The sequence below is a fragment of the Anaerosporobacter sp. genome (assembly GCF_965301125.1).
This window is the reverse complement of record NZ_CBDLAM010000338.1, coordinates 365-690: the sequence shown is the minus strand read 5'-3', so window position 1 is coordinate 690 and position 326 is coordinate 365. Positions and strand designations below refer to the sequence as shown.

The 326-nt window shown below is 25.8% G+C and carries 1 protein-coding gene; it reads right to left on the bottom strand.

Features of this window, described 5'->3' with window-relative positions:
* Positions 1-43: 43 nt before the first annotated feature.
* Positions 44-229, bottom strand: a complete 186-nt coding sequence (locus ACW2QF_RS19625) for a hypothetical protein (RefSeq protein WP_455717706.1) — start codon at positions 227-229, stop codon at positions 44-46.
* Positions 230-326 lie beyond the last annotated feature (97 nt).

The window sequence follows — 326 nt, the reverse complement described above, 5'->3', positions numbered from 1 at the left end:
TCATTCTACTTTACTTTTTTTCGTACCAAATTAACATTTTATTTTATTCTATAATGCAATCAAATTCCATGTTAAAATCCCAGTTAATTTTCTGACCACATTTACTACAATAGTTTGGATCTTCACACCTATAATTTGTACCAAGTACAGCGTTACAATTTTTACATTCATAATAAAACCCATCGTAATTAGGAGTTAAAGCCTTATCTCTATCATTTTTATTATCCATTTCTCATCCTTTCTTGTATCATAAAATACGTCTTTTGTATTATTGTTTGTTTTATATTTATTTTTATTAATAAAACCTATGACATTATGTATACCGC

Excerpts from the sequence above, each read along its gene's own strand:
- ACW2QF_RS19625 (WP_455717706.1), bottom strand. The coding sequence starts at position 229 with ATGGATAATAAAAATGATAGAGATAAGGCTTTAACTCCTAATTACGAT.